Annotated in this window: 34 protein-coding genes; 1 reads left to right on the top strand and 33 read right to left on the bottom strand. The window is 41.8% G+C overall.

The features are described 5' to 3' along the window. Nucleotides 1-149: 149 nt before the first annotated feature. The 31 genes from LIZ08_RS07915 to tgt form a co-directional block, all read right to left on the bottom strand. Nucleotides 150-1,421 carry a gamma-glutamylcysteine synthetase gene (locus tag LIZ08_RS07915; RefSeq protein ID WP_227038629.1) on the bottom strand — a complete coding sequence of 424 codons (1,272 nt, stop codon included), beginning with the start codon at nt 1,419-1,421 and terminating at the stop codon, nt 150-152. A 254-nt stretch (nt 1,422-1,675) separates the two neighbouring features. Continuing rightward, the gene (gene rplQ / locus LIZ08_RS07910; RefSeq protein WP_003002399.1) at nt 1,676-2,062 is read right to left on the bottom strand and encodes a 50S ribosomal protein L17; all 387 of its coding nucleotides are present in this window, start codon (nt 2,060-2,062) and stop codon (nt 1,676-1,678) included. Nucleotides 2,063-2,073: 11 nt separating this feature from the next. Further along, nucleotides 2,074-3,012 carry a DNA-directed RNA polymerase subunit alpha gene (locus LIZ08_RS07905; RefSeq protein ID WP_003009635.1) on the bottom strand — a complete coding sequence of 313 codons (939 nt, stop codon included), beginning with the start codon at nt 3,010-3,012 and terminating at the stop codon, nt 2,074-2,076. 45 nt (nt 3,013-3,057) lie between these two features. After that, nucleotides 3,058-3,441, bottom strand: a complete 384-nt coding sequence (rpsK, locus tag LIZ08_RS07900) for a 30S ribosomal protein S11 (protein WP_003002390.1) — start codon at nt 3,439-3,441, stop codon at nt 3,058-3,060. A gap of 23 nt (nt 3,442-3,464) precedes the next feature. Beyond that, nucleotides 3,465-3,830 carry a 30S ribosomal protein S13 gene (gene rpsM / locus LIZ08_RS07895; protein WP_003009631.1) on the bottom strand — a complete coding sequence of 122 codons (366 nt, stop codon included), beginning with the start codon at nt 3,828-3,830 and terminating at the stop codon, nt 3,465-3,467. A gap of 17 nt (nt 3,831-3,847) precedes the next feature. Then, the gene (gene rpmJ, locus LIZ08_RS07890) at nt 3,848-3,964 is read right to left on the bottom strand and encodes a 50S ribosomal protein L36 (protein WP_001808836.1); all 117 of its coding nucleotides are present in this window, start codon (nt 3,962-3,964) and stop codon (nt 3,848-3,850) included. Between the two features lie 23 nt (nt 3,965-3,987). Then, nucleotides 3,988-4,206 carry a translation initiation factor IF-1 gene (gene infA, locus LIZ08_RS07885; protein ID WP_001029883.1) on the bottom strand — a complete coding sequence of 73 codons (219 nt, stop codon included), beginning with the start codon at nt 4,204-4,206 and terminating at the stop codon, nt 3,988-3,990. Nucleotides 4,207-4,322: 116 nt separating this feature from the next. Further along, nucleotides 4,323-4,961 (bottom strand): adenylate kinase, encoded by a 639-nt coding sequence (locus LIZ08_RS07880; RefSeq protein WP_009732030.1) that lies wholly within the window; start codon nt 4,959-4,961, stop codon nt 4,323-4,325. 96 nt (nt 4,962-5,057) lie between these two features. Continuing rightward, entirely contained in the window at nt 5,058-6,368 is a 1,311-nt protein-coding gene (secY, locus tag LIZ08_RS07875) for a preprotein translocase subunit SecY (RefSeq protein WP_023920186.1), read from the bottom strand. Between the two features lie 12 nt (nt 6,369-6,380). Continuing rightward, on the bottom strand, nt 6,381-6,821 hold the full coding sequence (gene rplO, locus LIZ08_RS07870) for a 50S ribosomal protein L15 (protein ID WP_049504191.1): 441 nt from the start codon (nt 6,819-6,821) through the stop codon (nt 6,381-6,383). Between the two features lie 145 nt (nt 6,822-6,966). Further along, entirely contained in the window at nt 6,967-7,149 is a 183-nt protein-coding gene (gene rpmD / locus LIZ08_RS07865) for a 50S ribosomal protein L30 (RefSeq protein WP_002894509.1), read from the bottom strand. A 14-nt stretch (nt 7,150-7,163) separates the two neighbouring features. Continuing rightward, nucleotides 7,164-7,658: a 30S ribosomal protein S5 gene (rpsE, locus tag LIZ08_RS07860; protein WP_003009617.1), complete on the bottom strand. Its 495-nt coding sequence runs from the start codon at nt 7,656-7,658 to the stop codon at nt 7,164-7,166. A 17-nt stretch (nt 7,659-7,675) separates the two neighbouring features. Continuing rightward, nucleotides 7,676-8,032 carry a 50S ribosomal protein L18 gene (gene rplR, locus LIZ08_RS07855; RefSeq protein ID WP_003010871.1) on the bottom strand — a complete coding sequence of 119 codons (357 nt, stop codon included), beginning with the start codon at nt 8,030-8,032 and terminating at the stop codon, nt 7,676-7,678. Nucleotides 8,033-8,114: 82 nt separating this feature from the next. Continuing rightward, nucleotides 8,115-8,651: a 50S ribosomal protein L6 gene (gene rplF, locus LIZ08_RS07850; protein WP_049492183.1), complete on the bottom strand. Its 537-nt coding sequence runs from the start codon at nt 8,649-8,651 to the stop codon at nt 8,115-8,117. A gap of 194 nt (nt 8,652-8,845) precedes the next feature. Beyond that, nucleotides 8,846-9,244: a 30S ribosomal protein S8 gene (rpsH, locus tag LIZ08_RS07845; RefSeq protein WP_003010897.1), complete on the bottom strand. Its 399-nt coding sequence runs from the start codon at nt 9,242-9,244 to the stop codon at nt 8,846-8,848. Between the two features lie 212 nt (nt 9,245-9,456). After that, the gene (locus tag LIZ08_RS07840; RefSeq protein ID WP_001085699.1) at nt 9,457-9,642 is read right to left on the bottom strand and encodes a type Z 30S ribosomal protein S14; all 186 of its coding nucleotides are present in this window, start codon (nt 9,640-9,642) and stop codon (nt 9,457-9,459) included. A 17-nt stretch (nt 9,643-9,659) separates the two neighbouring features. Further along, entirely contained in the window at nt 9,660-10,202 is a 543-nt protein-coding gene (gene rplE / locus LIZ08_RS07835; RefSeq protein ID WP_003009606.1) for a 50S ribosomal protein L5, read from the bottom strand. Between the two features lie 23 nt (nt 10,203-10,225). Further along, entirely contained in the window at nt 10,226-10,531 is a 306-nt protein-coding gene (gene rplX / locus LIZ08_RS07830) for a 50S ribosomal protein L24 (RefSeq protein ID WP_003002315.1), read from the bottom strand. A gap of 75 nt (nt 10,532-10,606) precedes the next feature. After that, entirely contained in the window at nt 10,607-10,975 is a 369-nt protein-coding gene (gene rplN, locus LIZ08_RS07825; protein ID WP_003002384.1) for a 50S ribosomal protein L14, read from the bottom strand. 25 nt (nt 10,976-11,000) lie between these two features. Next, complete coding sequence (gene rpsQ, locus LIZ08_RS07820) at nt 11,001-11,261, bottom strand: 30S ribosomal protein S17 (protein WP_000440801.1); 261 nt, start codon at nt 11,259-11,261, stop codon at nt 11,001-11,003. 23 nt (nt 11,262-11,284) lie between these two features. Beyond that, nucleotides 11,285-11,491: a 50S ribosomal protein L29 gene (rpmC, locus tag LIZ08_RS07815; RefSeq protein WP_003002350.1), complete on the bottom strand. Its 207-nt coding sequence runs from the start codon at nt 11,489-11,491 to the stop codon at nt 11,285-11,287. 9 nt (nt 11,492-11,500) lie between these two features. Beyond that, nucleotides 11,501-11,914 carry a 50S ribosomal protein L16 gene (gene rplP, locus LIZ08_RS07810; RefSeq protein ID WP_000960947.1) on the bottom strand — a complete coding sequence of 138 codons (414 nt, stop codon included), beginning with the start codon at nt 11,912-11,914 and terminating at the stop codon, nt 11,501-11,503. Nucleotides 11,915-11,917: 3 nt separating this feature from the next. Next, nucleotides 11,918-12,571 (bottom strand): 30S ribosomal protein S3, encoded by a 654-nt coding sequence (gene rpsC / locus LIZ08_RS07805; protein ID WP_227038628.1) that lies wholly within the window; start codon nt 12,569-12,571, stop codon nt 11,918-11,920. 12 nt (nt 12,572-12,583) lie between these two features. After that, on the bottom strand, nt 12,584-12,928 hold the full coding sequence (gene rplV / locus LIZ08_RS07800) for a 50S ribosomal protein L22 (protein ID WP_000818139.1): 345 nt from the start codon (nt 12,926-12,928) through the stop codon (nt 12,584-12,586). A gap of 11 nt (nt 12,929-12,939) precedes the next feature. After that, nucleotides 12,940-13,221 carry a 30S ribosomal protein S19 gene (gene rpsS, locus LIZ08_RS07795; protein ID WP_000533766.1) on the bottom strand — a complete coding sequence of 94 codons (282 nt, stop codon included), beginning with the start codon at nt 13,219-13,221 and terminating at the stop codon, nt 12,940-12,942. A 96-nt stretch (nt 13,222-13,317) separates the two neighbouring features. Then, nucleotides 13,318-14,151: a 50S ribosomal protein L2 gene (gene rplB / locus LIZ08_RS07790; RefSeq protein ID WP_000512900.1), complete on the bottom strand. Its 834-nt coding sequence runs from the start codon at nt 14,149-14,151 to the stop codon at nt 13,318-13,320. 17 nt (nt 14,152-14,168) lie between these two features. Next, nucleotides 14,169-14,465, bottom strand: coding sequence for a 50S ribosomal protein L23 (locus LIZ08_RS07785; protein WP_003009593.1), 297 nt, complete (start codon nt 14,463-14,465; stop codon nt 14,169-14,171). After that, the gene (rplD, locus tag LIZ08_RS07780; RefSeq protein WP_003009591.1) at nt 14,465-15,088 is read right to left on the bottom strand and encodes a 50S ribosomal protein L4; all 624 of its coding nucleotides are present in this window, start codon (nt 15,086-15,088) and stop codon (nt 14,465-14,467) included. The genes LIZ08_RS07785 and rplD overlap by 1 nt, the downstream gene beginning before the upstream one ends. Before the next feature lie 24 nt (nt 15,089-15,112). Next, the gene (gene rplC, locus LIZ08_RS07775) at nt 15,113-15,739 is read right to left on the bottom strand and encodes a 50S ribosomal protein L3 (protein WP_003010846.1); all 627 of its coding nucleotides are present in this window, start codon (nt 15,737-15,739) and stop codon (nt 15,113-15,115) included. An 81-nt stretch (nt 15,740-15,820) separates the two neighbouring features. Further along, complete coding sequence (rpsJ, locus tag LIZ08_RS07770; protein ID WP_003009585.1) at nt 15,821-16,129, bottom strand: 30S ribosomal protein S10; 309 nt, start codon at nt 16,127-16,129, stop codon at nt 15,821-15,823. Nucleotides 16,130-16,562: 433 nt separating this feature from the next. Beyond that, entirely contained in the window at nt 16,563-17,705 is a 1,143-nt protein-coding gene (gene tgt / locus LIZ08_RS07765; protein WP_021154249.1) for a tRNA guanosine(34) transglycosylase Tgt, read from the bottom strand. Nucleotides 17,706-17,855: 150 nt separating this feature from the next. Between tgt and LIZ08_RS07760 the strand changes: the two genes are divergently transcribed. Further along, the gene (locus LIZ08_RS07760) at nt 17,856-18,725 is read left to right on the top strand and encodes a DUF975 family protein (RefSeq protein ID WP_227038627.1); all 870 of its coding nucleotides are present in this window, start codon (nt 17,856-17,858) and stop codon (nt 18,723-18,725) included. A gap of 57 nt (nt 18,726-18,782) precedes the next feature. Here the strand turns inward: LIZ08_RS07760 and LIZ08_RS07755 are convergent, their stop codons facing one another. Next, nucleotides 18,783-19,235 carry a CoA-binding protein gene (locus tag LIZ08_RS07755; protein ID WP_021154247.1) on the bottom strand — a complete coding sequence of 151 codons (453 nt, stop codon included), beginning with the start codon at nt 19,233-19,235 and terminating at the stop codon, nt 18,783-18,785. Between the two features lie 134 nt (nt 19,236-19,369). After that, nucleotides 19,370-22,015 carry a DNA polymerase I gene (polA, locus tag LIZ08_RS07750; RefSeq protein WP_227038626.1) on the bottom strand — a complete coding sequence of 882 codons (2,646 nt, stop codon included), beginning with the start codon at nt 22,013-22,015 and terminating at the stop codon, nt 19,370-19,372. Nucleotides 22,016-22,211 lie beyond the last annotated feature (196 nt).

The following is a 22,211-nucleotide window of genomic DNA, read 5'->3' as shown; positions in this document are numbered from 1 at the left end:
GTTTTCAAAGGTCTTTGTCGCTCTCGCGCGACAACTATATTAGTATATCATGACCTCTCCTTACTGTCAACACTTTTTTCCAAAAAATTTTATTTTTTTGAAAGTTTTTTTGAAAGTAATAAAGAAAAGCCTGTAATAAGGCTTTTCTATTAGTCTAGTTCTTTGTTAATGATGAGAAATTTTTCTTCCCCGTAGCCTCTTTTCATTAAACCTGCTTCAGCTATGTCTAGAAGATCTTTTGAAAAGGATTGGATCGCTTCTTTTTCTTCTTTACTTAGAATTTTCTTTGAATATTTCTTTCTAAGTTTTCGATAGTCCTGTTCTTCATTTTTAAAAAATGAAGAATCTTCTAAATAGTTTTCCAGTTTTTCTAATTCTACAAACAAGCCCAACTCAAAGGCTATCGGGGCAAAGGTGGTTTCTAATGGTTGTGTACAAACACTTCTAAATTCCACAGTCCCACGAGCAGTTAAATCTTGAAATTGGTAACTTCGATGTTGTTTTAGATCTTCTTTTACAGGGTTAATGATCTTCTCATTTCCATCAGCCGTATAGGCTGTAATTTCTTTTTGATCTAGATAGTCCTCCACTCGAATTGGTTTAAAATAATATGATTTCCCCTCTCTAGTTGCTGTAAAAATAGCCGTTCTAGCGAGATTATTAAAAAACTCTTCTTCGCTTTGGTAGTCCTTAGGATAAATCCCTACATTTTCCTTATAATAACCATGTAAGGATTCTTCCCAGAAAATATCTCTAGCAATTTTTGTATCCCAAGCCTCTGCTGAAAATTCTGAGTTAGAAAACAAATATGCTTTTGCTGCTTCAATTTTATTAAATGCATTAATGATGCGAATATAATTATCGCGCCTTACATCCAATTGAACCTGGTTTCCGCATATAAATGCTCCGTACGAAGGATAGGAGTGTGTCTTCATCCCTGTACCATTCATTGCAAGGAAAGCCATTAACATCTTGTATCGTTCGATTTTCACTGGGCTATTATCATTTTCTTTCCACAAAGGATGGATTCCGTGCCCTTGAATTTCGTGATTATTTTCTTGTAAAATCGGTTGAATGATCTTCAAATAAGCCTCAAAACGTTTGGCTACCTCATTTATAGAATGAGCTCTCTCAAATGCAAATTCAATTGTATTGTAACTCAACTCGAATAGAATACGATCTTTAGAAGAACAGTGAATCAATTGAATGGGATTTTGATTGTCATCTATTTTTTCAACTTCAAAATCTGATAAGTTGGCTAAGGTTCGAAAAAGATTTTTCGTCACCTCTATATTAGTTTTGTTTCCATTTATTTCTACAATCGGAAACTCTAATTCAACACCGACAAAGAGTTCCGAATCCTCTTTCATATTACTAAGGTACTTCTCTTTTAGTAATTTAATTGCTTGTTGTTTTGTCATTGAATCCTTTTTCTTCTATTGGAGATTTGGGTTCCATTATATCATTTTTTGCTATTCTCGACTACTCATGAAAAGCAAGACAAAACGCCTGCTTACGAAATTGTTTTAAATTAAAGCAATTTCGTAAACAAGCGTCTACCATTCATTCAATATGATGAGTGTTCCCGCTGGGGAAAATCCCCAGCGGTAGACCAGAGCTAGACTAAGAATAACAGTGTATTCCATCATCATAACACTCAACAAAATTGATGATCTTATACCAATTCGATGATAGCCATTGGCGCAGCATCACCACGACGTGGTTCAGTTTTAAGGATACGAGTATATCCACCATTGCGCTCAGCATAACGAGGTGCTAATTCAGAGAACAATTTTTGAAGTGCAGTTGTTTCTGAGTATTTACCTGTTTCTTCATCAAAGTTTTGTGATGCAACTTCGTTACGTACGAATGCAGCAGCTTGACGACGTGCATGCAAATCACCACGTTTACCCAAAGTAATCATTTTTTCAACTGATTTACGGATTTCTTTCGCACGTGCTTCAGTTGTTACAATTGCTTCATTGATGATAAGATCTGTAGTCAAATCGCGAAGCATCGCTTTACGTTGTGAGCTAGTGCGTCCTAGTTTACGGTAAGCCATGTATTCCTCCTTTATTTATCGTTTTTTAACCCAAGGCCTAAGTCGGCAAGTTTGATTTTAACTTCTTCAAGACTCTTACGTCCCAAGTTACGAACTTTCATCATTTCTGCTTCTGATTTTTCAGTCAAATCATAAACAGTATTAATGCCAGCACGTTTCAAACAGTTATATGAACGAACTGAAAGATCTAATTCTTCGATCGTACGTTCTAAAATGCGATCATCAGAAGTTGTATCTACTTCCTTCATAACATCTGTTGCAATAGCAATTTCAGTTAAGTTTGTGAATAGATTTAGGTGTTCTGTCAAAATACGAGCAGACAAACCTAAGGCATCTTCTGGAATGATTGTCCCATTTGTCAAAATTTCAAGGGTTAGCTTGTCAAAGCCATCGTTGCTACCAACGCGTGCTGGTTCAACTTGGTAATTGACTTTAGTCACTGGCGTATAGATTGAATCTACAGCAAGTGTTCCCACTGGTGCATCATCTTTTTTGTTTTGATCAGCTGGAACATAGCCACGTCCACTGTTTACAGTAAGCGTTGCTTTCAAAGATGCTCCTTCTCCGATTGTAAATAGATAATGATCAGGGTTTACAATTTCGATGTCACTATCAGTAAGAATATCTCCAGCAGTTACTTCTGCAGGTCCTTCTACATCAAGTTCAATAATCTTTTCGTCTTGGACGTAAGATTTAACGGCGATTCCTTTAACGTTAAGAATAATTTGCATAACGTCTTCACGGACTCCTGGAACGGTATCAAATTCGTGGAGTACACCTTCAATGTTGATTGAAGTGACAGCTGCACCTGGAAGTGAAGCCAGAAGTACACGACGAAGTGAGTTTCCAAGTGTTGTACCATAGCCACGTTCAAGTGGTTCTACGACAAACACGCCATAATCTTTGTTTTCATCAATTTTTGTTATATTTGGTTTTTCAAACTCAATCATTTGCTATACTCCCTCTTAAACGAAAAGCTGTGTAATTGTTGATGATTATACACGGCGACGTTTTGGAGGACGAGCACCATTGTGTGGTACAGGAGTTACATCGCGGATTGCAGTTACTTCAAGACCAGCAGCAGCAAGTGCACGAATAGCAGACTCACGACCTGAACCAGGACCTTTAACAGTTACTTCAACAGATTTAAGTCCGTGTTCTTGAGCAGCTTTTGCAGCAGCTTCTGATGCCATTTGAGCAGCAAATGGTGTAGATTTACGAGAACCTTTAAATCCAAGTGCACCTGCAGATGACCAAGCGATTGCGTTACCATGCACATCAGTAATCATAACAATTGTGTTGTTAAATGTAGCGTGAATATGAGCAATACCAGATTCGATATTCTTTTTCACACGACGTTTACGTGTTGGTTTAGCCAAGATTTTTACCTCCTTATTTTATTTTATTTTTTCTTACCTGCAATCGCAACAGCTTTACCTTTACGAGTGCGAGCATTGTTTTTAGTGTTTTGTCCACGAACTGGAAGTCCACGACGGTGACGGATACCACGGTATGAACCGATTTCCATCAAACGTTTGATGTTCAAGTTTACTTCACGACGAAGGTCACCTTCAACTTTGATTGCGTCAACTTCACGACGGATAGCATCTTCTTGATCTGGTGTAAGATCACGAACACGAATATCTTCAGAAACACCTGCAGCAGCAAGGATTTTCTTAGATGTTGGAAGTCCGATACCGTACACATAAGTCAATGAAATTACTACACGTTTGTCATTTGGAATGTCAACTCCAGCAATACGAGCCATGTTTTCTCCTTTCTATCTTATCCTTGACGTTGTTTGTGTTTTGGATTTGCTGGGCAAATTACCATAACACGACCATTACGACGAATTACTTTACAGTATTCGCAAATTGGTTTGACCGATGGTCTTACTTTCATTTTTATCCCTCCAAGTTTTTCGATTATTTAAAGCGGTATGTGATACGTCCACGTGTCAAATCGTACGGACTCATCTCCACTGTAACACGATCTCCCGCTAAAATACGAATATAGTTTTTACGAATTTTACCAGAAACTGTTGCTAAAATCTGATGTCCATTTTCAAGTTCAACCGTAAACATAGCATTCGGCATTGTATCGACTACTTTGCCTTCTACTTCAATCACATCGTCTTTTGCCACGCAAAAGTACCTCCATAAATTTCGATTCATTCCTCTGAGCACAGAGGTAACAATTATAAGTCAGACTAACTAATTGTAACACTTGTTGTCAAATATTGCAAGTGACTAAAACGTTTTTATTTCAAATTCTCTAAGACTTTTTGGATATCTTTGAAGACGTCGTTGATGTCTTGATTTCCTTCAATATCATGTACCAATCCTTTTCCACGATAATGAGCAAGAATCGGCTCACCTTGAGCAATATTTACATCCAAGCGGCGTTTCACTGTTTCTGGTTTGTCATCTTCACGTTGGTAATAGTCTTCTTCCTTGTAGTCAGCTGGTGGGTTGAATACTTTATGGTAAGTTTCACCTGTTTCGCGGTGAATAATACGACCACTCAAGCGTTCAAGAAGGCAAGATGGATCCACTTCGATATTGATTACTCCCTCAAGCTCCAAACCAAGATCAACCAAGATTTGATCCAAGGCATGAGCTTGTTCGATCGTGCGAGGAAAACCATCCAAAAGGAATCCTTTTTCCTTAATGTCGTCTTGAGCCAAACGTTCTTTTACAATCCCGTTTGTCACATCATCTGGCACCAATTCACCTTTGTCGATGAATGATTTTGCCAATACACCCATTTCAGTTTGGTTAGCCATTGCTGCGCGGAACATATCGCCGGTAGAGATATGCGCTACGTGAAACTCTTCAACGATTTTCGCCGCTTGGGTCCCCTTACCTGCTCCAGGCAATCCCATAATTAAAAGATTCATGATGAATCCTCCTTATTTTGTTTTTAAATGGAAGCAGGAGCGAATTCCTATTTCCATTTAAAAACAAAATAGAAGGCTGACAAAGTCAACCTTATTCTATTCTGTTGTTGTGTCCATAAATCCGACATACTTACGTTTTAATAAGTAGCCTTCTAATTGTTTCATTCCTTCAATACCTGTTGAAATAATGATTAACAAACTCGTTCCTCCAAGAGCAACTGCATCTGTCAAACCAAATAAATCTCGGGCTAAGATTGGAATGATAGTAATAAAGCCAAGGAATACTGATCCGACGCTTGCTAAACGACGTAGCAAACGAGACATAAACTCTTCTGTTCCCTTACCAGGGCGAACACCTGGGATATAGGCACCACTCTTTTGAAGGTTTTCTGCTGTTTTTTCAGGATTGATCTGAACAAACGTGTAGAAGAACGTGAAGAGAATGATCAACAAGGCATACATAGCGACACCAGTTGGTGTGTTTGTAGCCAACATGGCTTGGGCTGTTTTCACCCATCCTGCATTGTAACCCATAGCGCTAATTACTTGGAAAATGGCAGCAGGTGCTGCTGTAATCGAACTAGCGAAGATGACAGGAATAACTCCTGCTGGGTTCACTTTTAAAGGAAGGTAAGAACTTGATGGAGCTCCTTGAGCAATCTTAGTATATTGGATTGGAATCTTGTATTGTGCTTGCTCTACAAAGGTTGTAAAGTAAACAATAACCAAGACAGCAAGGATTAATACCCCAACAAAAATGAGGGAATTGGTCATTTGACCAGAACGAACATTCACAAATGCATTTTCATAGATTTCTTTAATCATCTCAGGAATTGATGACACAATCCCTGCAAAGATAATCATTGAAACACCATTTCCGTAGCCTTTATCTGTGATTTGTTCTCCAAGCCAAGTCACAATCATGGAACCGGTCGTCAGAATCGCACCGATTAATAGATAGGTCTTGGTATTTGGAGTTGCGACTAATTTCGCCTGAGACAAGGTGTGGAAGGTAGCTGTAATCCCGATGGATTGAACAAAGGCTAGAACCAAAGAAATATAGCGTGTTGCTTGGTTGAGCTTTCTTCGACCAACTTCCCCTTGTTTGCCCCATTCAACAAACTTAGGTAACAGATCCATTTGCAAAAGTTGCACGACGATCGAAGCTGTGATGTATGGGCTAACCCCTAATGCGAAAACTGAGAAGTTCCTCATGGCATTCCCAGAAACCAAACTGAGCATGTTCAAGAAGGACACATCTTGAAGGTTGTTCAGAATTTTCGCATTTACACCAGGCACTGTAATCGTGGTCCCAATGCGGAAAACAAGAATGATGAAGATCGTAAATAAAATCTTCGACCGAACTTGTTTTACCTTAAATGCATCTTTTAATAATTTAAAAAACATAGGTCACCTCACTTAGATGACTTCAACTGAACCACCTTTAGCAGTGATAGCTTCTTCAGCTGATTTAGAGAATTTAGTTGCTTTAACAGTCAACTTCTTAGTCAATTCTCCGTTACCAAGAATTTTGATACCTGATTTTTCAGCTTTTACAATTCCTGATTCTACAAGTACTACTGGAGTTACTTCAGCACCATCTTCAAAGGCGTTCAATTGATCAAGGTTCACAATAGCATATTCTTTAGCGTTGATGTTTGTAAATCCACGTTTTGGAAGACGACGGAACAATGGAGTTTGTCCACCTTCAAAACCAAGACGTACACCGCCACCGCTACGAGCTTTTTGACCTTTTTGACCACGGCCAGAAGTTTTACCATTACCAGATGAAGTACCACGACCAACACGGTTGCGGACTTTACGTGAACCTGTAGCAGGTTGTAATTCATGAAGTTTCATTATTTATTTTCTCCTCTTTTGTAAATTGCTAACGCATGTAATCAGGAAAAGGTGTCCTAACTACAAACTCGCCTATACTTATATTTAGTTTTAGGGGATGAGAACTTCTCATACCCCTGAAAACTTTGTTTCTATTTTAAATAGATTATTTTACTTCTTCAACTGTTACCAAGTGAGATACAGCAGTGATCATACCACGTACTGCTGGGTTATCTTCTTTGATAACAGAGCTGTTCAATTTGCCAAGTCCAAGTGCTACAACAGTTTTACGTTGTGACGGGATGCGTCCGATTGGAGACTTAGTCAAAGTAATTTTAATTTGAGCCATTTGAATCTCCTTTCTTAAGCCAAGTCAGAAACTGAAATACCACGAAGGGCAGCAACTTCATCAGCGCGTTTCAATTGTGCCAAACCGTTAACAGTTGCACGAACGATGTTGATTGGAGTGTTTGATCCAAGTGATTTAGATGTAACATCTGCAATACCTGCCAATTCGACAACGGCACGAACTGCACCACCTGCAGCAACCCCAGCCCCTTCGATAGCTGGTTTCAACAATACACGAGCTCCACCAAATACTGATGTTACTTCGTGTGGAATTGTTGTTCCAACCATAGGAACTTCGATCAAGTTTTTCTTAGCATCTTCAACAGCCTTACGGATTGCTTCTGGAACTTCTTGAGCTTTACCAGTACCAAATCCAACACGGCCATTACGGTCACCAACAACTACAAGAGCTGCAAAACGAAGACGACGTCCACCTTTAACAACTTTTGTAACACGGTTGATGGCAACTACGCGTTCTTCAAGTTCAACTGCATTATCTTTAAATGCCATTTTCTAGTGTCCTCCTATTAGAATTTCAATCCGTTTTCACGAGCTGCATCAGCCAAAGCTTTAACACGTCCGTGATATAGATATCCACCGCGGTCGAACACCACTTCAGAAATACCTTTAGCAACTGCACGTTCAGCAACAAGTTTGCCGACAACAACGGCTTGTTCAGTTTTAGTTCCTTTTGAAACTTCTTTGTCAAGAGTTGAAGCGCTTGCGAGCGTTACACCCGCTACGTCATCAATTACTTGAGCGTAGATGCCTGTATTAGAACGGAATACGTTCAAACGTGGGCGATCAGCAGTTCCAGAGAGTTTCCCGCGAACGCGACGGTGGCGTTTTTGACGGATTTTGTTTTTATCTGGTTTCGAAATCACAATTTTCACCTCTTAATTTAAAATCATGTGCTAAGCACTGAGTTGGTAAGATGAAGGTTGGTTGAAAAACAACCAAACTACATTATTTACCTGTTTTACCTTCTTTACGGCGAACGTATTCACCAACATAACGGATCCCTTTACCTTTGTAAGGTTCTGGTGAACGAAGGCTACGTACATAAGCAGCTGTTTGACCAACTACTTCTTTTGAAATTCCGCTAACAACGATTGTTGTTGGGTTTGGAAGTTCAAAAGTAATTCCTTCTGGAGCTTCAACTTCGTCTGGATGTGATTTACCAACAGCCAAAACAAGTTTTGATCCTTGAAGTTGTGCACGGTATCCAACCCCGCGCATTTCAAGTTCTTTCTTGAATCCTTCTGATACACCAGTAACCATGTTGTTCAAAAGGGCACGAGTTGTTCCGTGGATTGTTTTCATTTCTTTTGAATCGTTTGGACGGTGAAGCGTTACTTCAGTACCTTCCACACGGATTTCAATATCTTTTGAGAACGTACGAGTAAGTTCTCCTTTAGGTCCTTTTACAGTTACGACGTTGTCATTGTTAGTGAGTTCAACACCAGCAGGCAACACGATAACTTTATTACCAATACGTGACATGTTTTCTATTCTCCTGTTAAATTGTCAGGCCTTTGAAGGCCAGTTTTCACGGGGTTTAAGATACTTATTTGGTTCAAGAGCTGAACTGAACACGCTCTAATAACTGTGCAAAATAGATAAGTTGGCTTGTTTGTCAACAAACTGCTCCAACTTCCTAATTTTGCTTTGTTCTTTACGAGCTTTGTATCTTGATTTTACCAAACGTAAGCGATAACTTCCCCACCAACGTTCTTTTGGCGTGCTTCTTTATCAGTAAGCAAACCTTCAGAAGTTGAAAGGATAGCAATTCCAAGTCCGTTAAGAACTTTTGGAAGATCTTCACGTTTTTTGTAAACACGCAAACCTGGTTTAGAAACACGTTTCAAGTTTGTGATAACTTTTTCACCGTTTTGTCCGTATTTCAAGAATACACGGATGATACCTTGTTTGTCATCTTCGATGAATTCAACGTTTTTTACAAAACCTTCGCGTTTAAGGATTTCAGCAATCCCTTTTTTGATGTTTGATGCAGGTACTTCAAGTACTTCGTGTTTTGCTTGGTTAGCGTTACGAATACGTGTAAGGAAGTCTGCGATTGGGTCAGTCATAACCATTATAATTTCTCCTCTTACTAGTAGTTTGCAAGTTGCACTTGCTAGTTAATGATTGAGCTAGGCTCAGAAAGTTTTGATACATGCAAACGAGATTATACTCATTTGAACACGAGCTACAACCTGGGCAAAAAAGATAGATTTGTCTTGGAGCATCGCTCCTGCACCAAATCTCCTATTTTTGCTGGGGTTGTTACGCTCTTTGTATCATAGAATTACCAAGATGCTTTTGTGACACCTGGGATTTGACCTTTGTATGCCAATTCACGGAAGCAAACACGGCAAAGTTTAAACTTGCGGTAAACTGAGTGTGGACGTCCACAACGTTCACAGCGAGTGTATGCTTGAGTAGAGAACTTCGCTGGGCGTTTGTTCTTAGCAATCATAGATTTTTTAGCCATTAGTTTTACCTCCTATATTATTTTGCAAACGGCATTCCAAGGCCAGTAAGCAATGCACGTGATTCTTCGTCTGTGTTCGCTGTAGTTACGATTACGATATCCAAACCACGAGTTTTATCAACATCATCAAAGTTGATTTCTGGGAAGATCAATTGTTCTTTCACACCAAGTGTGTAGTTTCCGCGTCCATCAAATGATTTAGTTGGAACACCATGGAAGTCACGTACACGTGGAAGTGAAACTGTTACCAATTTATCCAAGAATTCGTACATACGTTCACCACGAAGGGTAACTTTTGCACCGATCGCAACACCTTCACGAAGACGGAAGCCGGCGATTGATTTTTTAGCCTTAGTGATCAATGGTTTTTGACCTGAGATCAAAGCAAGCTCTTCAGCAGCTTTTTCAAGGTTTTTAGCATTTGATACTGCATCACCAACACCCATGTTCAAAACGATTTTATCAACTTTTGGCACAGCCATAACTGATGAATAGTTGAACTGTTCAGTCAATGATGGTACTACTTCATTAAGGTATTTTTCTTTTAAACGATTAGCCATTATACTTCTCCTTTCCTTCGTGATTAGTCAAGCACTTCGCCTGATTTTTTGTTGTAGCGAACTTTTTTGCCGTCTACAAATTTGTAGCCAACACGTCCAGCAACACCGTTTTTGTCCAAAACTTGAACGTTAGAAGCATGGATTGGAGCTTCTTTTTCAACGATTGCACCTTGAGGGTTTTCGTTATTTGGACGTTGGTGTTTCTTGATGATGTTTACACCTTCTACAACAACTTTATTTACTTTTGGAAGAGCAGTGAGAACAACAGCTTCTACGCCTTTGTCTTTACCAGCGATAACGCGAACTTTGTCGCCTTTTTTTACAAACATTTTATTCTCCTTTTATTCTTACGCCCGATGGGCACCCTGGCTTATGCCAGGGGACTGTGTTTGTTTTTTTATTGATTAAAGTACTTCTGGAGCAAGTGACACGATCTTCATGAAACCACCGTCACGCAATTCACGTGCAACTGGGCCGAAGATACGAGTTCCGCGAGGAGTTTTGTCGTCACGGATGATCACTGCTGCATTTTCGTCGAACTTGATGTATGAACCATCTTTACGACGAGCACCTGATTTAGTACGAACGATAACAGCTTTTACAACGTCACCTTTCTTAACCGCACCACCAGGAGTAGCTTGTTTTACAGATGCAACGATTACATCACCGATGCTCGCGAATTTACGTTTTGAACCACCAAGAACTTTGATTGTCAAGATTTCGCGTGCGCCACTGTTGTCAGCGACTTTCAAACGAGTTTCTGTTTGAATCATTTACGTTTTCTCCTTTCAGGTATGATTAGATGATGACCGCTTCTTCAACGACTTCTACAAGACGGAAGCGTTTTGTAGCTGAAAGCGGACGAGTTTCCATGATACGAACGATATCGCCTTCTTTAGCAACATTGTTTTCATCATGAGCTTTGTATTTTTTAGAATAGTTGATACGTTTACCATAGACTGGGTGGTTACGTTTAGTTTCAACTACAACTGTGATTGTTTTGTCCATTTTGTCAGACACAACGCGTCCAACAAGAACTTTACGATTATTGCGTTCCATTGAAATTCTCCTTCCCTAGTCTATTATTTAGCTTCTGATTGAACAGTTTTGATACGAGCGATTTGTTTTTTCACTTCTTTCAAACGTCCAGTTTGTTCCAATTGACCAGCAGCTGCTTGGAAACGAAGTTCAAACAATTCTTTCTTCAATTCATTTTCACGCTTCGCGAGTTCTTCTTGAGAAAGACCACGAAGTTCTTTAACAAATTCTTTTACTTCTGTAAGTTTCATGACCTCTCCTTATTCTGCTTCACGTTTCACAAATTTAGTTTTAACTGGCAATTTGTGGCTAGCAAGACGAAGTGCTTCGCGCGCGATCTCTTCAGATACACCAGCGATTTCGAACATCACTTTACCACGTTTAACTGGTGCTACCCAACCTTCAGGAGCCCCTTTACCAGATCCCATACGTACCCCGATAGCTTTAGCGGTGTATGATTTGTGTGGGAAAATCTTAATCCAAACTTTACCACCACGTTTCATGTAACGAGTCATGGCGATACGAGCAGCTTCGATTTGACGGTTTGTGATCCAGTGGCTAGTTGTAGCTTGAAGACCGTATTCACCGAATGCTACTTCTTTTCCACCTTTTGCTTCACCGCGCATTTTACCACGGAATTCGCGACGGTGTTTTACACGTTTAGGTACTAACATTGGTTATTTACCTCCTTTAGCGTCTTTACGAGCTGGAAGAACTTCACCACGGTAGATCCATACTTTAACACCAAGTTTACCGTAAGTAGTGTCTGCTTCTTCCCAAGCGTAATCGATATCAGCGCGAAGTGTGTGGAGTGGAACAGTTCCTTCAGAGTATCCTTCTGCACGGGCAATATCTGCACCGTTCAAACGACCTGATACTTGAGTTTTGATTCCTTTAGCTCCAGCACGCATAGCACGTTGGATCGCTTGTTTTTGTGCACGACGGAAAGCAACACGTTGTTCCAATTGACGAGCGATTCCTTCACCAACAAGGTGAGCATCCAAGTCAGGACGTTTGATCTCAATGATGTTGATGTGTACTTGTTTACCAGTCAATTTGTTAAGAGCTGTACGAAGTGCATCAACGTTTGCTCCACCTTTACCGATAACCATACCTGGTTTAGCAGTGTGAAGAGAAACGTTAACTTTGTTTACTGCGCGTTCGATTTCAATAGTTGAAACGGCTGCGTCAGCCAATTCTTTTTGAATGAATTTACGGATTGCAAGATCTTCATGAAGGTAATCCGCGTATTCTTTTTCAGCATACCATTTGGCATCCCAATCACGGATGATACCAACACGCATACCAATTGGATGTACTTTTTGACCCACGAGTTTACCTCCTTATTTTTCTGCAACAGCTACTGTGATGTGAGCTGTACGTTTGTTGATTGGTGAAGCTGAACCTTTCGCACGTGGACGGAAACGTTTCATTGTTGGTCCTTCGTTTGCGAATGCTTCAGATACTACCAAGTTAGCTTTTTCCAAACCAAAGTTGTTTTCAGCGTTTGCTACTGCTGAGTTCAACACTTTAAGGATGATCCCTGCAGCTTTGTTTGGTGTGAATGTCAAAATAGCGATGGCATCGGCTACGCTTTTACCACGGATGTTGTCAAGAACAAGACGTGATTTACGAGGTGAAACACGCACTGTACGAGCCATTGCTTTAGCTGAAGTAATTTCTGCCATTTATGTTCTCCTTATTTTCTACGTGTCTTCTTGTCGTCTGCCGCGTGACCTTTGTAAGTACGAGTTGGTGCAAATTCACCAAGCTTGTGACCTACCATGTCTTCTTGGATGTAAACAGGTACATGTTTACGTCCATCATAAACTGCGATAGTGTATCCGATGAAACTTGGGAAGATCGTTGAACGACGTGACCAAGTTTTAATTACTTTTTTCTTTTCGTCGTTTGCTTGAGCTTCAACTTTTTTCATCAAATGCTCATCGACGAAAGGTCCTTTTTTAAGACTACGTCCCATTTTGTAATTTTCTCCTTTAAAATTTAGTACCACAGCGGCTTGCGCTGCTATGCAGCGCTACCGAGCTGGCGGAAAGTGTAAGCTAGTTGCTTATGATTATTTTTGGTTGCGACGACGAACGATAAGTTTGTCAGATTTCGCTTTCTTGTTACGAGTTTTAAGACCAAGCGCAGGTTTACCCCAAGGAGTAGATGGCGCTTTACGTCCAACTGGTGCTTTACCTTCACCACCACCGTGTGGGTGATCATTCGGGTTCATTACAGAACCACGAACTGTAGGGCGAACACCTTTCCAGCGGTTACGTCCCGCTTTACCAAGGTTAACAAGTCCATGTTGTTCATTTCCGACAACACCAACTGTAGCACGGCAAGTTCCAAGAATCATACGAACTTCGCCTGATTGAAGACGAACAAGTACATATTTACCTTCAGAACCCAATACTTGAGCAGAAGCTCCAGCAGCACGTACCAATTCTCCACCTTTACCAGGTTTCAATTCGATGTTGTGGATCAAAGTACCAACTGGGATGTTAGCAAGTGGAAGAGCGTTTCCGACTTTGATATCTGCTTCTGGTCCTGATACGATGCGTTGACCTACTTCAAGACCTTTAGGGGCAATGATGTAAGCTTTCACACCGTCAGTGTAGTGTACAAGCGCGATGTTAGCTGAGCGGTTTGGATCGTATTCGATCGTTTTAACGACTGCTTCAACTCCATCTTTGTTACGTTTGAAATCGATCAAACGGTAATGACGTTTGTGTCCACCACCTTGGTGACGAACAGTGATACGACCGTTGTTGTTACGACCTGCTTTGTTTTTAAGAGAAACAAGCAAAGTTTTCTCAGGTGTGTTTGTTGTGATTTCAGCGAAATCCAAAGAAGTCATATTACGGCGACCGTTTGTTGTTGGTTTATAAACACGAATTCCCACGATATTTCCTCCTTAGATTATTCAGCTTCAGTAGCAAACAACTCGATTGCTTTAGAATCAGCTGCAAGCGTGATGATAGCTTTTTTAGTTTTTGAAGTAAAACCAGTGTAACGTCCAACGCGTTTTGCTTTAGGTTTTACGTTTACAGTGTTCACATTCGCAACTTTTACACCTTCAAACGCAGCTTCAACAGCTTGTTTGATCAAAAGTTTGTGAGCGCGAGTGTCAACTTCGAATACATATTTTCCTGCTTCAAGTTGAGCCATTGACTTTTCAGTGATAACAGGTTTTTTGATAACATCATACAAATTCATTATGCAAGAACCTCCTCGATTTTAGAGATAGCTGCTTGAGTAACAAGAAGTTTGTCACTATTTGCGATGTCAAGAACACTTGCAGTTGTAGCAGTCGCAACTTTCACGTTTGGAAGGTTACGAGCTGAAAGAGCTGCGAATTCGTTTCCTTCTTCAAGAATAACAAGGACTTTAGAATCGATGCTCAAAGCTGCAAGAACTTTTGCAAATTCAGCAGTTTTTGGAGCTGTAAATTCAAGAGAATCAACGGCTACAAATTTGTTTTCAGCAACTTTTTCTGAATAAACAGATTTAAGTGCAAGGCGACGAACTTTTTGAGGAAGTTTGTACGCATAGCTACGTGGAGTTGGTCCGAAGACAATTCCACCACCACGCCATTGTGGAGAGCGGATAGAACCTTGACGAGCACGTCCAGTTCCTTTTTGACGCCATGGTTTGCGTCCGCCACCTGAAACGGCTGAACGGTTTTTAACTGCGTGAGTTCCTTGACGAAGGCTAGCACGTTGGCTGATGATCACATCAAATACAACTGCTTGGTTTGGTTCGATACCAAAGATCGCATCGTTAAGAACAACTTCGCCCGCTTGTTTACCAGTTTGGTCGAATAATGTTACATTTGCCATTTTGACTGTATTCCCCTTTCCTTATTATTTACCAGCTTTAACTGCTGACTTGATAGTGATAAGAGATTTCTTAGCACCTGGTACGTTACCTTTGATAAGGATAACGTTCTTTTCTGGAACAACTTGTACAACTTCAAGGTTTTGAATTGTTACACGATCGCCACCCATGCGTCCTGCAAGGTTTTTACCTTTGAATACGCGGTTAGGTGCAACAGGTCCCATAGAACCTGGACGACGGTGGTAACGAGAACCGTGAGCCATAGGTCCACGTGATTGTCCGTGGCGTTTGATAACACCTTGGAAACCTTTACCTTTAGAAGTACCAGTTACATCAACAATGTCTCCAGCTTCGAAAGTGTCAACTGTGATTTCAGCACCAACTTCCAAGCCTTCAACGTTTTTGAATTCACGAATGAAGCGCTTAGGAGCCGTGTTAGCTTTTGCTACATGTCCTTTAGCAGGTTTGTTGCTCAATACTTCGCGTTTGTCATCGAAACCAACTTGGATAGCGTTGTAACCATCTGTTTCAACAGTTTTAACTTGAAGAACAACGTTTGGAGTTGCTTCGATAACTGTTACAGGGATCAATTCGCCAGCTTCAGTGAAGATTTGAGTCATTCCCACTTTTTTCCCTAAGATTCCTTTTGTCATGAGAAAATAGTTCCTTTTCTATAGTTTTTTATTCAAAAAGTTTTTAACGAGCGTTTTTTATGCTCTGGATCAAGCTTTAGATTAAAGTTTGATTTCTACGTTTACACCACTTGGAAGATCCAATTTCATCAAAGCGTCAACTGTTTTTTGAGTTGGGTTGATGATATCGATCAAACGTTTGTGTGTACGCATTTCGAATTGTTCGCGAGAATCTTTGTATTTGTGAGTCGCACGAATGATTGTGTAGAGGCTACGCTCAGTTGGAAGTGGGATTGGACCCGCAACTTGTGCACCTGTACGAGTAGCTGATTCTACGATTTTTGCAGCCGCTGTGTCGAGTGTACGGTGTTCGTACGCTTTCAAACGGATGCGGATTTTTTTGTTTGCCATCTTTTTCTCCTTTTCGTCTATTTAAGATAATAGGCTAGCTCCACAAGAAAACCGACGCGCGTTGCGTGGCAATGCAACCGAGCGTGTCGCAACCTCTTGCATCAAAGCTAATAGCTGTTTTTCACAGCACCATAGTAGTTTAACACAAACAAAGGCCCAATGCAAGGGATTTGAGAAGATTTTTTTCGTTTTTTTGATGAAAGTGTTTTCGAAAGAAATAGAGTGCTAAAAAAGTTGCTATTATATAGGAAAAAGGGAGCGAGACAGAACAAATTTATATCCAATTTGTTCGTCGTCTCCCCCCCCGCACAGTTGATTAGGTTATCTTTGGAGCTTAACAAGCGAACAAAGATACCAATCAACCACTGCGTCTAGCAGTTATTCCTATTATTTTCAGATGGCTGTAGTCTTTTTTCTTCCTATTTATCTATTTCTAGAAATTCCGTCCTGATTTGTTATAGCCATATTTTTCGACGAAATGCTCACGGAATTCTAAGAGATTGTCATCCATAATGGCTTGACGGACCTGCTTCATGAGGTTGATCAAGAAGTACAGGTTGTGGTAGCTTGTCAAGCGAATGCCGAAGGTCTCATCTGCCTTGAGGAGGTGGCGAAGGTAAGCTCGGGTATAGTTCTTACAAGTGTAGCAATCACATTCGGGATCTAGCGGTGTAAAGTCTTCTGCAAATTGCGCATTTTTCACTACTAGGCGTCCTTGGCTAGTCATACAGGTACCATTTCGCGCAATCCGCGTCGGCAAGACACAGTCAAACATATCCACTCCACGAATAACGCCATCGATCAGACTGTCTGGAGCTCCTACTCCCATGAGATAGCGCGGCTTGTTCTCTGGTAAGAGCGGAGTTGTGAAATCAAGCACGGCATTCATCTCTTCATGGCTTTCCCCAACAGCTAAGCCACCGATAGAATAACCTGGAAAGTCCATGCCGACCAAATCTTGAGCAGACTGACGGCGTAAGTCTTCAAATCCAGCCCCTTGGACAATCCCGAAAAGACCTTGATCATGAGGGCGACGGTGAGCCTTTAGGCCACGTTCTGCCCAACGACTGGTCCGTTCGATTGATTTTTTCACATAATCATAGGGCTGATAGAACTGAGGACATTCATCAAAGGACATCATGATGTCGCTCCCTAGATTATTTTGGATCGAGATGGCCTTTTCTGGGGAGAGGAACATCTTCGAGCCGTTGAGGTGGTTTTTAAAGGTTACCCCTTCTTCGGTGATGTTGCGGGTATCCGCCAATGAATAGACCTGGAAGCCTCCACTATCTGTCAAAATGGGCTGGTCCCAGTTCATGAACTGGTGCAGTCCTCCTGCTTTTGCGACCAAGTCGTCCCCCGGACGAAGCCAGAGATGGTAGGTGTTGGCCAAGATAATTCCGGAACCCATTTCCTTGAGTTCTTCTGGCGATTGGGTCTTAACGGTTGCCTGAGTCCCTACAGGCATAAACATTGGGGTTGGGAAGGTCCCGTGAGGGGTGATAATTTCTCCCAGACGAGCACCTGTATGCTTTTCTTTTTTGATTAATCGATATTGAATCGGTGAATCTGTCATGGTTACCTCCGTACTGGGAAAAACAGTCCCAGCCTTCTTATTCCTGTCACAGTTTTCCTGTGAGCACCTGTACGATTGTACCAAATTTTACCGGCTCTGTCACGGACTTATGTTATAATAAAAAGTACTACTATGAAGAGAGTGTCATCTATGAACCTTAAACTGATTCGCCTCCGGGCACGTACCATGCAAGTCCAGCAACCGGGCTTAGCTATCCTTTTTGCTCTTCCGGTCCTGTTGACCATTCTTGCTAACTTTCTCTTAAGTGGGCAAGATCTGGTCGATCTACTACCGGATATGACCTTGCAGCAAGCAAGTATCTACATGATCCAGCGACAACTCTTTCCTTCTGTCGTCTCCTTTGTCATCTCCATTTTAGTGGTTGGTGCGACTTTTAGCTATTTAGATACGATTAATCCCAAGATCGAGCACCGAACACGCGTCTTAGATATCTTTAAACAAGATCGCTTTACCTCTGTATTTGCCACCTTGATTTTGAAGCAAGCCGTCCTCTTTTTATGGGGACTCATCCTCTATGCGGGGAGCCTCATCAGCACCTACGCCAGCATTCGATTTTTGGCGATCTACGATAAGGTGAGCAACCCTAGCACTTTGAGTGCTTCTAGTCCTGAATTCCAATCTCTCATGCAACAAATGCCTCTGATGACTGCTGGTGTCGTGCTGGGCCTACTTGGCCTCCTCTTTTACCTGCCACAATACTACAGTCTCAGCTTGGTCGAATTGATCCTCTACGAGCAATTACGAGACGGCGACTACAAGGGAGCCTTTGGAGTCCTTCGCCAAAGTCGTGAAACTATGAAAGGGTTCCGCAGCAATCGCTTGGTGCTCGATCTAACCTTGATTGGTTGGTACTTCTTGAATTACTTCACGCGCGATGTCATCGGCTTTTATACCATGCCTTACTTTATTAACTGCCAAATTGCATTTTATGATCAAATCAAGCAGATCAAACAAGGGCCGCGCCATTTTACAGGCCATCCAAGCCATGAAACTGAATAAGAGTAAGAAGAAAACCCCAGCAAGCTGGGGTTTTCTTCTATGTCAATTGTTTATCATTTATAAACCGTATAGGGAGTCTCCTAAGATCAGTCGGGTGTGTTCTCGTTTGATACAGCGGTTCATGACGATATCTTCTCGTCCAGCTCCACGAAGGATTTCTTCTGCTTCTTGATTTTCCAGTTCCAATTGTGCCCAGAAAATTTTCGCATCCGTCTCAATAAAATCACGTGCCACATCTGGTAAAAACTCACTGCGACGGTATACATCGACGATATCTACTGGGAAAGGAATCTCCTGCAAGCTAGCATACACCGTTTCTCCAAGAATCTGGCCACCGGCTGCACGGGGGTTGACAGGAATAATCCGATAGCCCCGCTCTTGCATCTCCTTGCTGACACGATGACTGGTTGTGTCTTCACGATCAGATAATCCAACCACAGCGATGATCTTGCTGGTTTCTAGGTAATGTTTGATAATGCCATCACTAGGATTGCGAAATGAATAAGCCATAAGAATCTCCTTTTGTATGCGTTTCCTTTCTTTAAATAGTATAACAATACGGAAGGCATTGCAAGTGTTTGTCGTTAAAAGCGGTAGGAAACTGAAAAGTTTCCTACCGCTTTCTGTTTTGAACAAACTTAATCTTATTTGGCTTCATACCATGTTTTGCCTTCGTTCTCATCAGCTTCCAGTGGTACTGCAAGTTCAATAGCGGATTCCATGGTCTCTTTGACAAGTTCTTTGATCGCTGCCAGTTCATCACTTGGCACTTGCAGAACGATTTCATCATGCACTTGAAGAAGCATCTTGGTCTTGTATGCTCCTCTTTCTAGCGCTTGGTCCAAGTGGATCATGGCAATTTTCAAGATGTCTGCTGCAGATCCTTGGATCGGTGAGTTAATAGCTGTCCGCTCCGCAAAGCCTCGAACATTGAAGTTGCGAGAATTGATATCTGGAATCTCCCGACGACGCTTGAAGAGAGTCTCCACATAGCCTTTATCACGCGCTTCCCGTACCACTCTCTCCATATAGTCCTTGATGCCAGGGTAGCGTTCGAAGTAGGTCTCAATATAAGCCTTGGCTTCTTTTCGACTGATCCCTAGGTTGTTAGACAGTCCAAAGTCGGAAATTCCATAAACCACACCGAAGTTTACTGCTTTTGCATTGCGACGGTCGTTCGGCGTCACATCTTCAGGTTTTGCAATATTGAAAACTCGCATAGCAGTCGATGTATGGATATCTGCCCCATGTTTAAAGGCGTCAATCAAATGCTCATCTCCCGAAATATGGGCCAAGACGCGCAGTTCGATTTGTGAATAGTCCGAACTCAGCAAGACACTGTTTTCCTCTTCTGGGACAAAGGCCTTACGAATAAGACGACCTTGTTCCAAACGGACAGGAATGTTTTGCAGGTTGGGATCCACGCTGGACAAACGGCCTGTCTGCGTCAAATCCTGTACATAGCGGGTATGGATCTTCCCATCTTCCAAAATCCAGTCTTGAAGACCGATGACATAGGTCGACTGGATCTTAGCAATTTGGCGGTATTCAAGAATCTTAGACACGATCGGGGCGATTGGAGCCAGGCGTTCCAAGACATCAACGGCTGTTGAGTAGCCGGTTTTGGTCTTCTTAGTATATTCAAGAGGGAGTTCCAATTTTTCAAAGAGGATGACGCCCAATTGTTTTGGAGAATTGATATTAAACTCTTCTCCTGCAAGCTCGTAGATTTCTTGAGTCAAGCGCTCCAAGACCACTTCGTTTTCCACCTGCATGTCTTCTAGGGTCTGACGCTCTACCTTGATCCCCGCGATTTCCATCTTGGCCAAAACAGCTGCTAGCGGTTGCTCCATATCATAGAGCAAATCTAGTTGGTCATGGGCCTGCAACTGCTCTACCATGGGCTCTTCGGTATCCAGTAGAACAGCGACTTTCCGTGCCAAATGCTCTAATAGGACCGCCTTTTCTGGGATAGCTCTTTTGGCTCCCTTGCCATAAACGACTTCGTCCAGCGGCAGCGCAATCTGACTATAGAGACTCGCAATGGTTGAAATTTCATTGTCCTCTACGGTCGACAAGAGATACTTGGCCAATCGACTGTCAAACGCGGGATTTTGAAGGGAAATGCCCAAGTGGCTGAGCAAGACCTTGGCCCGCTTGAAGTCATAGACCTTGAGGGGCGTTTTTTCGAGAAATTCTTTGAAAATCGGTGTTTGTAAAAGACCAGTATCCGTACTCGCGTAGAGCTGACCTTCGGTCCCCCATGCAAAACCGATGATGGGTTCCGTATGGTAATTGTCCCCAAAAATCTCAAAATGGAAGAAACTATCTTCCGTGAGCATATCTGAAGTGACTTGCTCGACTTCTGTATAGTCAATGGCTACAGGAGCTGCTTCTTCTCCACTGAGATCCAAGGCCTGACGGAGTTGCTTGAAGCCCATCTCCTCATAAAACTTGGCGAGATTTTCTAGATGAGGGCCCGTATAGGTGATATCGTCAAGTCCAATTTCAATAGGCGCATTGGTATCAATGGTTGCGAGAGTCTTGGATAGGTAGGCCTGCTCCTTGTCATTGATGAGGTTTTCCTTCATCTTAGAAGCCTTCATCTCATCGATATGCTCGTAAATACCATCGAGAGAGCCATACTCTAGGAGTAGTTTGATCCCTGTCTTTTCTCCGATCTTAGTCACACCTGGGATATTATCCGATTTATCTCCCATCAAGGCCTTGAGGTCGATAAATTGCTCTGGTGTCAGTCCCATCTTTTCTTTCAAATAGGCTGGAGTGAATTCCTCAAACTCCGCTACCCCTTTTTTGGAGATTTCAACCACCGTATTGTCATCCGTCAGCTGGATCAAATCCTTGTCCCCAGAGACAATGGTCACATCAAATGGCACCGAGGTAGTTTCTGCCATCTTATCCAGCGTTCCAATAATATCATCCGCTTCATACTGAGCTAGCTCATAATGGCGGATTCCCAAATGATCCAGTTGCTCACGAATGAAGGGAAACTGCTCGCGGAACTCATCCGGAGTTTTTGCACGGCCCCCTTTGTAGTCGGCATACATCTCCGTCCGAAAAGTCGTCTTTCCTGCATCAAAAGCAACGAGGACATGGGTCGGTTGGATGCGCTCCAATAGATGGCTCAACATGAGGTTAAAGCCATAGACCGCATTGGTATGCAGACCATTGGCATTTTTGAAGCGATCAATTTGATTGTAAAGTGCGAAAAAGGCACGAAAAGCGACGGAAGACCCGTCGATGAGTAGTAATGTATTCTTTTTTTCCATAGGCTTATTATACCACGAATCACAAGGTCTCTGGTACATAAAAACTCTACCCTTTCGGGTAGAGCCTTCTTTAGGAGTTTCTTATGAAAATGAAGAGAAGTGTTTATTCGCCGTAACAAGAACCTTGTTGTGGCAATTTCTTAAAGCGTTTTGGATAATTGACTGAGATTTTCATTTTCTGTACCTCATTTCTTAT

Source organism: Streptococcus sp. 210928-DFI.4.42 (assembly GCF_020554365.1).
GTDB classification, from domain to species: Bacteria; Bacillota; Bacilli; order Lactobacillales; family Streptococcaceae; genus Streptococcus; species Streptococcus parasanguinis_S.
This window is presented reverse-complemented; position numbering and strand designations above follow the sequence as displayed.

Bases quoted from the DNA above. Each gene is read 5' to 3' on its own strand.
- LIZ08_RS07915 (WP_227038629.1), bottom strand. From the start codon at position 1,421: ATGACAAAACAACAAGCAATTAAATTACTAAAAGAGAAGTACCTTAGT.
- rplQ (WP_003002399.1), bottom strand. From the start codon at position 2,062: ATGGCTTACCGTAAACTAGGACGCACTAGCTCACAACGTAAAGCGATG.
- LIZ08_RS07905 (WP_003009635.1), bottom strand. From the start codon at position 3,012: ATGATTGAGTTTGAAAAACCAAATATAACAAAAATTGATGAAAACAAA.
- rpsM (WP_003009631.1), bottom strand. From the start codon at position 3,830: ATGGCTCGTATTGCTGGAGTTGACATTCCAAATGACAAACGTGTAGTA.
- rpmJ (WP_001808836.1), bottom strand. From the start codon at position 3,964: ATGAAAGTAAGACCATCGGTCAAACCAATTTGCGAATACTGTAAAGTA.
- LIZ08_RS07880 (WP_009732030.1), bottom strand. From the start codon at position 4,961: ATGAATCTTTTAATTATGGGATTGCCTGGAGCAGGTAAGGGGACCCAA.
- secY (WP_023920186.1), bottom strand. From the start codon at position 6,368: ATGTTTTTTAAATTATTAAAAGATGCATTTAAGGTAAAACAAGTTCGG.
- rplO (WP_049504191.1), bottom strand. From the start codon at position 6,821: ATGAAACTTCATGAATTACAACCTGCTACAGGTTCACGTAAAGTCCGC.
- rpmD (WP_002894509.1), bottom strand. From the start codon at position 7,149: ATGGCTCAAATTAAAATTACTTTGACTAAGTCTCCAATCGGACGCATC.
- rpsE (WP_003009617.1), bottom strand. From the start codon at position 7,658: ATGGCATTTAAAGATAATGCAGTTGAACTTGAAGAACGCGTAGTTGCC.
- rplF (WP_049492183.1), bottom strand. From the start codon at position 8,651: ATGTCACGTATTGGTAATAAAGTTATCGTGTTGCCTGCTGGTGTTGAA.
- rpsH (WP_003010897.1), bottom strand. From the start codon at position 9,244: ATGGTTATGACTGACCCAATCGCAGACTTCCTTACACGTATTCGTAAC.
- LIZ08_RS07840 (WP_001085699.1), bottom strand. From the start codon at position 9,642: ATGGCTAAAAAATCTATGATTGCTAAGAACAAACGCCCAGCGAAGTTC.
- rplE (WP_003009606.1), bottom strand. From the start codon at position 10,202: ATGGCTAATCGTTTAAAAGAAAAATACCTTAATGAAGTAGTACCATCA.
- rplX (WP_003002315.1), bottom strand. From the start codon at position 10,531: ATGTTTGTAAAAAAAGGCGACAAAGTTCGCGTTATCGCTGGTAAAGAC.
- rplN (WP_003002384.1), bottom strand. From the start codon at position 10,975: ATGATTCAAACAGAAACTCGTTTGAAAGTCGCTGACAACAGTGGCGCA.
- rpsQ (WP_000440801.1), bottom strand. From the start codon at position 11,261: ATGGAACGCAATAATCGTAAAGTTCTTGTTGGACGCGTTGTGTCTGAC.
- rpmC (WP_003002350.1), bottom strand. From the start codon at position 11,491: ATGAAACTTACAGAAGTAAAAGAATTTGTTAAAGAACTTCGTGGTCTT.
- rplP (WP_000960947.1), bottom strand. From the start codon at position 11,914: ATGTTAGTACCTAAACGTGTAAAACACCGTCGCGAATTCCGTGGTAAA.
- rplV (WP_000818139.1), bottom strand. From the start codon at position 12,928: ATGGCAGAAATTACTTCAGCTAAAGCAATGGCTCGTACAGTGCGTGTT.
- rpsS (WP_000533766.1), bottom strand. From the start codon at position 13,221: ATGGGACGTAGTCTTAAAAAAGGACCTTTCGTCGATGAGCATTTGATG.
- LIZ08_RS07785 (WP_003009593.1), bottom strand. From the start codon at position 14,465: ATGAATTTGTATGATGTTATCAAAAAACCTGTTATCACTGAAAAGTCA.
- rplD (WP_003009591.1), bottom strand. From the start codon at position 15,088: ATGGCAAATGTAACATTATTCGACCAAACTGGTAAACAAGCGGGCGAA.
- rplC (WP_003010846.1), bottom strand. From the start codon at position 15,739: ATGACAAAAGGAATCTTAGGGAAAAAAGTGGGAATGACTCAAATCTTC.
- rpsJ (WP_003009585.1), bottom strand. From the start codon at position 16,129: ATGGCAAACAAAAAAATCCGCATCCGTTTGAAAGCGTACGAACACCGT.
- tgt (WP_021154249.1), bottom strand. From the start codon at position 17,705: ATGACAGATTCACCGATTCAATATCGATTAATCAAAAAAGAAAAGCAT.
- LIZ08_RS07760 (WP_227038627.1), top strand. From the start codon at position 17,856: ATGAACCTTAAACTGATTCGCCTCCGGGCACGTACCATGCAAGTCCAG.
- LIZ08_RS07755 (WP_021154247.1), bottom strand. From the start codon at position 19,235: ATGGCTTATTCATTTCGCAATCCTAGTGATGGCATTATCAAACATTAC.
- polA (WP_227038626.1), bottom strand. From the start codon at position 22,015: ATGGAAAAAAAGAATACATTACTACTCATCGACGGGTCTTCCGTCGCT.